This is a genomic window from Sinosporangium siamense (assembly GCF_016863435.1).
In the GTDB taxonomy this organism is placed as follows: Bacteria; Actinomycetota; Actinomycetes; order Streptosporangiales; family Streptosporangiaceae; genus Sinosporangium; species Sinosporangium siamense.
On sequence record NZ_BOOW01000020.1, the window covers coordinates 407,571 to 415,090 of the forward strand.

Consider the following 7,520-nt stretch of genomic DNA (forward strand, 5'->3'; position numbering starts at 1 on the left):
CTCGGTATCAGCCAGATTCCCGGAGATCATGCGGCGGTTTGTCCGCCTTTATCGCCATATCGCCGACCTGACCGCGCAGCCACTCCGGCAGGGTGCCTCAGGAGCGGACCCGGCCCCGCTTAGCGGCTTTAAACAATCACAGCCCCCGCCACAGGCCCCTCCGCGGTCACCACCGACCGGGCGACGCCCGACCCGCGGAGGAACACCGCCAAGTCAGTGGCCTGCTCCTTGGACTCGACCAGAAACGCACACGTAGGACCGGATCCGGAGACGATCGCCCCAAGAGCGCCCCTTTCCCGGCCGGCGTCCAAGGTGCGAACCAGACGGCTGCGCAGCATGATCGCCGCAGGCTGGAGATCGTTGGCCAACTCGGGACCGAGAGCCTTCGGATCGCCGGTGCGCAGGGCCGCGAGCAGCCTCTCGTTCACCTCCGGCCAGCCGACCTTCGCGCCGGTCGCCTGACGCAGGCGATCACACTCGGCATAGACCCGAGCCGTGGAAAGCCCGCCGTCGGCCAGCGCGAACACCCACTGGAACGCTCCCCCCACCTCAACCGGCCTGAGCTGCTCCCCCCGGCCGGTCCCGACCGCCGTACCCCCCAGAAGGGCAAACGGCACGTCGCTCCCGATCTCTGCCCCAAGCTCCATGAGATCGGCAGGCGGCAGATGAACCCCCCACAACTGATTGCAGGCCACCAGCGCCGCCGCCGCGTCGGCACTACCACCCGCCATGCCACCCGCCACCGGGATGGTCTTACGAATACGAAGACTCACCCCCCGGGTCACCCCCGCCCGCCCCGCCAGCAGACGAGCCGCCCGAACCGCCAGGTTGTCGTCGTCCAGCGGAACCTGATCGACGGCCTCCCCCTCAACCCGGACCGTCACCGTGTCCGCCTCTTCCGCGATCACCTCGTCAAAGATCGACACGGCGTGGAACACGTTGACCAGGTCGTGGTAGCCGTCATCCCGCAACGGCCCGACCGACAGCTGAACGTTGACCTTGGCCGGAACCCGGACCTTCACCGACGTCATCGGACCTTCACCACTTCTCACTAGTCCTCGTTCGCGTGCGCCTCATCAAACCGCGTGATGGCTCGGACCCCCGATCATCAACCGCGGAGAACATCCTGACCGCGCACCCCCGGAGAAGCAAAGCGCCCCCATCCTGGCCTCGGCTGTCCCGAGAGGCGGGTCCGACCAGGTGCTACCGCCCTCGTGGGAACCGGCCCCGGCTGGGCTCCGTCGCTCCCCCTTCGCGAGAAGCGCTTCCAGGACCCTCTGACCACTATCAGACACCAGCCGTATCCGAGCTGAAGACGCGCCCCATGGCAGTTACGACTCCCAAGTCGACAAAAATCACCGGATACTCCGAAACCCCAACCTCTCCCTCATCCGGCCGCACCAAACATCCCCCCGCCATAGCCCGCACTTCGGCCTACCTAGGACACCGAGTGCTCCCTCGGGGGTGTCGACCTCGTACGGCACAGCAATCGTCGACCTGATCTCACGGCAGCCACCGGTCGCCGGCGAGGCAACGGAAAGCTCGTCCGGCACCGCAGAACCTCCACCCCAAGCCCTGCCGAGCAGTGGCCGGCAGTTGAACCTCCGCGACACCCGGGCCACGCCACTGCCTTCCTTGGACCGGTTGGCGCGAGGCGGTACGGCGGAGCCCCACACATCGCGTCTGCCCAGGACCATCGATAGAGCGGCGTCCCACGTGCGACCTCGGCTCCTGGCCCCTCCAGGTGCCGACGGCCGACAACACGCAGCGCAACCTTCCCCGAGCAGGAGAGCGAGCGGGCCACCGGAACGAAGAGTTTTTACCGCATGCCGCAGAATGCCCTGACGCACATCGCGAGAAACATCTCCGCCCCCGAAGCTCCCGGAATCCACCGCCCCCGTACCTTAGTCCAACACTATTACGACATTTCCAATCTTGTGGCCGCCGTCAACATAGCGATGAGCGTCGGCGGCCTGCTCCAGCCGATAGCGCTGATCTATGATGACCTTGAGCCCGTCGCCTTCGATAAGCTCTTTGAGGAAGACCAGCGCTTCATTCTTCTCAACCGACATTCCGGTTAGCACCCGCGGCCCCCCGGTTATCGATGTCCACAACATCAGCAGGTTGTTCATTAGACCGGACGTCGGAAGATAGCATCCACGCCTCGTCAAGGACGCCTTACACCGGGAGAACGAACTCTTGTTCACGGTGTCGAAGACGACGTCGTAGGCTTCGCCGTTCTTAGTGAAGTCCTCTTTGTTGTAGTCGATCACCTTGTCGGCCCCCAGCGACCTGACCAGTTCGACGTTCCTGGCGCTGCACACCCCGGTCACCTCCGCCCCGAAGTGCTCGGCGAGCTGCACCGCATAAGTGCCGATGCTCCCCGAAGCACCGTTGACCAGCACTTTCTGCCCGCGCCTGAGATTCGCCTTCCCCTTCAGGAAGAACAGCGCCGTCGATGCCCCGTCGACGACGGCAGCCGCCTCCTCATAGGTCAGATTGACAGGCTTCAGCGCCAGCGACCCCTTCTCAGGCATGCACACATACTCGGCACAACCGCCGAGATTGAACCCGGTGAACCCAAAAACCTGATCGCCGCCGCTAAACCGCCGCACGTCCTTACCCACCGACTCGATCTCGCCGGCGATCTCAAGCCCAAGAGTCCGCATGCGCTTTCGCGGTCTGCCGAGGCCGAGAACGATCCGCCCCCAGAGCGGCTTTCCCCTCCGCATGTTGCACTCCGCCGACGTCACCGACGTCGCGCGCACTTTGATGAGCACATCATGATCCCGCGGAACCGGTTTCGCCACCTCCCGGAGCGCGAGAACATCCGGAGAGCCGTACTGCGTGAACATCATCGCCTTCATATGCGCCGTCCCGTTCGTCGGACCGAGGTAAGCAATGGATTCCCGGTTGGTTCCATGGATTCGCCGACGGCCCGGACGTCGTCATTCATCTGACGCGGCTGCCGCAAGCCGGCTGTCGACTGGGAAGCGCGGCCCCGCTGTCAGCGAGGCCGCAGGTTCACGCGCCGATCGGCGCAGAACGCACGGACGCGGTCTTTCTCACACCGATAACAAGCAGATAGCCGACCATCCACAGTTCGGCGACAGCGACCGGCGCGGTGACGATCTGAGAGAAGACCTCCCCGAGATCCGGCAGGAGAAAGCTCGCCAAGGTGTCGATCAGATAGCCGAAGCACGCGACCATCAACACGACCCCCAGAGCACGCGGGAACATGCCCGAGGTGTAGGCGAGGTATCCCATCGGCAACAACCACAGACCGAACATGATCCCGCCGATCGCGTACCCATAGTCATGCATGTCCACCAGGAGCAGGACCAAGGCATCGGACCCACCACCGTGCGGGGCGGCGTAGGAAGCATTGGTGGCGACGAGCAGCGCGGCGAAGTGGAAGATCAGGTTAACCAGGATCATCCCCGTACCGATGGCCATAAAGACCACCATCGCCGCTGCGACATCCTTGTTGACGTGCTTGAAGAGCCGGAAGAGCGTCATCGCCACAAGGACGGAACTGGTGGCAGTGATCAGATCGGCCACGAAAGCGAGCCGGAAGAGCGTCGCGTTCGCCACGATGTTCTCGGTAGTGGCAGCGGCGTCACCCGGCACACGAATGGTGGCACGGGCATACATATGCGCGAAGATCCCACAGAGGGCCACGATGAGGTAGAAGACTCCGGCAAGTCTGGCCACACGCTTAGCTGAACTCATGCTTTCCCCTAATTTCGGGCGCGCTGTGGAAGGCCATGAGGAAACACCTCCTCACAACCCAGGGATGTCGATGTGAGCTCTAGCCCTCGGCGTCGGAATATTGGAAGACGTCGTCGAGTGGCACCTTGAACACGCGGGCGATCTGAAAAGCCATCTCAAGAGAGGGCGAATAGCGGCCCTGCTCGACGGCGATGATGGTCTGCCGCGTGACGCCGACAAGCCTGGCGAGCTCGGCCTGAGTCATCTCGCCGTGAGCAAACCGCAGAGCACGGATCCGGTTCACGACCTTGGTGGGCTTACCCATGCCTACATACCCCGCCGATAGGCGACAAGCTTCAGACAGGCACCGGTGAGCGCCGCAACAACGAACGCCGCGTAGATCGCGTTCGCGATCCAGAAGTAGTCGGCCTCCATCATGGCCAAGCCCAGCGGCACCACCATGGCGATGCCCAGCACAGTGCCACCGACGTACTCCCCGAACCGATCGATCTCCCTGTCACGAACGTCGACCTTGTGCGACTCACTGGGCTTGGCGATCTCGATCACGATGCGCCCAATGATCGACAGAACGATGGAGATACCAATAGACCACAACATCGGCGCCACATAGGCCACCTCGGCCAGCGAACCACCCTGCGCATGCCCGAGAATGACGACAACGTACGCCCCATAGGTAACGAGGATCACCACAAGGTAGATCCACTTACCCCTCTCCTCGTACGACATGCCACTCCTATGTCAAAAATACCCGACACGGAGGAACGTAAAACGAAGCTGACGCCATGTCAAGTTTTCTATACCTCCCCCAACGCTCCCACGCACTCTACGGCCCCAAGAACGCCCACCCAACGCCGGCCACACACCACCCCAACCAGGGGCGCACGGTCACCAACCACAACCAACAGACAACCAACGCCGCGCGCACAGCAACCATGGCCAACATCACCGCCACCACACCAACCAAGACCACAGACAACAGCCCCAACGAACACAGCAACCCCCACACCAACCAAGACCACGCACATCGCAACCACCTTGGCGCCCGCCACCCCAAGGACACTGACCACCACCAACATCGCGGCCACCGAACTGACCAGACCACGAACACCAGCCACAATGAACACAGCACCAGCCAGAAACACACACGCCGACCGCAGCCGATATGGTGACCGCTTCCCAGAACCGACCGGCATAGCAACAAGCACCCGCGCGGACCGACCCTCCACTGAGCAACCGAATGAAAACAGGTCAGCGGCTCCACAAAGGTGCAGGTGAACAAGTGTCGGCCCCGCACACGCGGGGATGCTCCCTCCACCGCCACCTTCAACACCGCCGCATCCTTGTCGGCCCCGCACACGCGGGGATGCTCCGTCATGACGTGCTGGGTCCTCACCCACACCACGGTCGGCCCCGCACACGCGGGGATGCTCCGGCACGTCTCTTCCCGCAGCTCTCGAATAGCGGGTCGGCCCCGCACACGCGGGGATGCTCCCACGCCGTAATGCCGCTCCCCCGCATCCTCACCGTCGGCCCCGCACACGAGGTGATGTTCCCCGCAGCAGCGCTGGCAGCGCCAGGTCAGCCCTGCGCAGGCGGCAATGTTCCCGGGCTGGCCCCAAAGTGATGCGCACGCTGCACGTCGGCCGCGTTCACGCGAGGTGTTCTTGTTCCGGCGCGCAGCCTGTAGGCCGCCCCTGATCTGGGGGTCGGCCCCGCGCATGCGGGGATGTTCCTGAAGAGGAGATCCGCGACCAGGCGAGCGCGGAGTTAGCCCGCAAACGCGGGATGTTTCTTGGACGACGTTGCGGCATCGCGACGTCGATGATGTCGGCCCCGCACATGCGGGGATGTCCCTGCGTAGATCGTCGCCGCGACCGGCTTGTGCAGATCGGCCCCGCATGCGCGGGGATGCCACCCTGGGGCGCTCCACTGTGACCTCCAGGGGCTGGCCCCGCACTCGCGGGGCCGGGCCATGCTCGCCCGTCACGAATCGAAACCGTGCTGAGGTCAGGCCCGTTGGGCGTGGGCGAGCGCCGAAGGTGTTTGGCAGCCGACGATCGCCGGCGCCTCGTGGATCAGTTCGTCGTTGACGAGTGCTTCCACCATGAACAGTGCGTAGTCCACTCGCCGGGTGCGGTTGCTCTTCAGGATCGGGTCGCCGACGTGGCGGCTCCACACCGGCAGCCCCTCGCTCTCGCCCTCCTCCAGGTCGCTACCGCGCACGACGGTCCAGCGGGTGTCGCTGGCGAACACGCGACGACATGCCTCCACCTGGTCGTTGAGGTCTATCACACGAGCGAGCCGGGCAAGCCAGCCGACGACCTTGGCCATGATCAGGACCTTGAGTCCGTATACGTCCTGTTCGTCGCGCTTGATGTGCCACCCGCACGAGAAGATCAGCCGTGCTCCCTTGGGCGCGTAGTCCATCACCGCTTGCGCCGTTCCGCTTGAGTAGCCGCGCATGCCCCAGGGAACCAGCACCGTGAGCACCCCGTCGCACCCGGCGACCGCACGCCTGATGACCTCACGGTCGTCAGTCGCACCCGGCATTACCGTGATGCGCCCCGCGAACTCATCCAGCTTCTCGACGCTCTTCTCCCGGCACACGCCCACCACCTCGTAACCCCTGTCCAAGGCGTGCCGGATCATGTAGCGCCCAAGTTTCCCGGAGGCGCCGACAATGCAGACCTTCAAGCGTCCTTCTCTCCCCGCCTCTTCGCGTGCGTCCACGCCTCCTCCTTCCATCCCCGCCGCAGGGCCGCCTGAACAAAGGCGGCCAGCCACCCGGAGATCTGCCGCATTCTTACACTTGTAAGATATGGCGGACGCTATCCTTACGGGCGTAAGGTAGTCAAGCCCGGGGCGTTGGAGACGTCTGGGAGCATCGGGAGACCACACATGCCATCGCCCCCCAGTCGGCAACGAACACCTCGCAATTCGCTGAGCAGGGAGCGCATCTTGAAGGCCGCCATACACGTGGCCGACGAGAGAGGCAGCGCCTCGGTCACCATGCGCAAGGTGGCCGAACACCTCGGGGTCGAGGCCATGTCGCTCTACCACCACGTCGCCAACAAAGACGAGATCATGGACGGGATAGTCGACCTGGTCTTCGGTGAAATCGACCTTCCCTCCACCAAGGCCGACTGGAAAACCGCCATGCGCCAGCGCGCTATCTCCGCCCGCCAGGTGCTCTCGCACCACACCTGGGCGCTCGGCCTGATGGAGTCCAGGAGCAACCCCGGCCCCCTGACGTTGCAACACCACGACGCCGTGATCGGCAGCCTCCGAACCGGAGGCTTCTCAGTCGCTATGGCCGCCCACGCGTTCTCCGTCCTCGACAGCTACATCTACGGCTTCGTCCTGCAGGAGTCGAACCTCCCGTTCGAGACGTCCGAAGAACTCGAAGGCATGGCAGAAACAATCGCCCAGCAGCTGCCCAAGGGCCTCTACCCCCACTTCGCCGAGATGATCATCAACCACGCCCTCCAACCCGGCTTCGCCTACGCGGACGAGTTCCTGTTCGGACTGGACCTGATCCTCGACGGCCTCGAAAGACTGCTCCCCACGCCAGGCAACCCACCCCCACCAAACCCCACAGCCTGAAACGAACAGGCCAATACAGGGCGACCCGCTCCGCAGGACACCGGTGGCCGGCTTCCCCAAGACCCCGTTGAGGATCGTGCGCTGATCCGGTCACCGGGCCACCTGCGTCTGACCTTGCGAGTGGCAGCAGCTCCATCTGCTGCCAAACCGCACCAACCAGTTCATGCCTACGGACCACGCGTACC

The 7,520-nt window shown here is 64.1% G+C and carries 7 protein-coding genes and 1 CRISPR repeat array; of the genes, 1 reads left to right on the forward strand and 6 read right to left on the reverse strand.

Annotation, left to right across the window (positions count from 1 at the left end; translation table 11 throughout):
- Positions 1 to 128: 128 nt before the first annotated feature.
- The 6 genes from Ssi02_RS17160 to Ssi02_RS17185 form a co-directional block, all read right to left on the reverse strand.
- Positions 129 to 1,031, reverse strand: a complete 903-nt coding sequence (locus tag Ssi02_RS17160; protein ID WP_204026571.1) for a 4-(cytidine 5'-diphospho)-2-C-methyl-D-erythritol kinase — start codon at positions 1,029 to 1,031, stop codon at positions 129 to 131.
- Positions 1,032 to 1,904: 873 nt separating this feature from the next.
- Positions 1,905 to 2,867, reverse strand: coding sequence for an NAD(P)-dependent alcohol dehydrogenase (locus tag Ssi02_RS17165; protein ID WP_204026572.1), 963 nt, complete (start codon positions 2,865 to 2,867; stop codon positions 1,905 to 1,907).
- A gap of 157 nt (positions 2,868 to 3,024) precedes the next feature.
- The gene (locus Ssi02_RS17170) at positions 3,025 to 3,714 is read right to left on the reverse strand and encodes a DUF4386 domain-containing protein (protein WP_204026573.1); all 690 of its coding nucleotides are present in this window, start codon (positions 3,712 to 3,714) and stop codon (positions 3,025 to 3,027) included.
- Between the two features lie 97 nt (positions 3,715 to 3,811).
- Positions 3,812 to 4,036 carry a helix-turn-helix transcriptional regulator gene (locus Ssi02_RS17175; protein ID WP_204026574.1) on the reverse strand — a complete coding sequence of 75 codons (225 nt, stop codon included), beginning with the start codon at positions 4,034 to 4,036 and terminating at the stop codon, positions 3,812 to 3,814.
- Positions 4,037 to 4,038: 2 nt separating this feature from the next.
- Entirely contained in the window at positions 4,039 to 4,458 is a 420-nt protein-coding gene (locus Ssi02_RS17180) for a hypothetical protein (RefSeq protein ID WP_204026576.1), read from the reverse strand.
- 554 nt (positions 4,459 to 5,012) lie between these two features.
- Positions 5,013 to 5,285: a CRISPR direct-repeat array (repeat unit 29 nt; unit sequence GGTCGGCCCCGCACACGCGGGGATGCTCC).
- Positions 5,286 to 5,739: 454 nt separating this feature from the next.
- Positions 5,740 to 6,462, reverse strand: coding sequence for an NAD(P)-dependent oxidoreductase (locus Ssi02_RS17185; RefSeq protein WP_239128984.1), 723 nt, complete (start codon positions 6,460 to 6,462; stop codon positions 5,740 to 5,742).
- A gap of 228 nt (positions 6,463 to 6,690) precedes the next feature.
- On the opposite strand from Ssi02_RS17185, the gene Ssi02_RS17190 reads away from it, so the two are divergent.
- On the forward strand, positions 6,691 to 7,335 hold the full coding sequence (locus tag Ssi02_RS17190; RefSeq protein WP_307825694.1) for a TetR/AcrR family transcriptional regulator: 645 nt from the start codon (positions 6,691 to 6,693) through the stop codon (positions 7,333 to 7,335).
- Positions 7,336 to 7,520 lie beyond the last annotated feature (185 nt).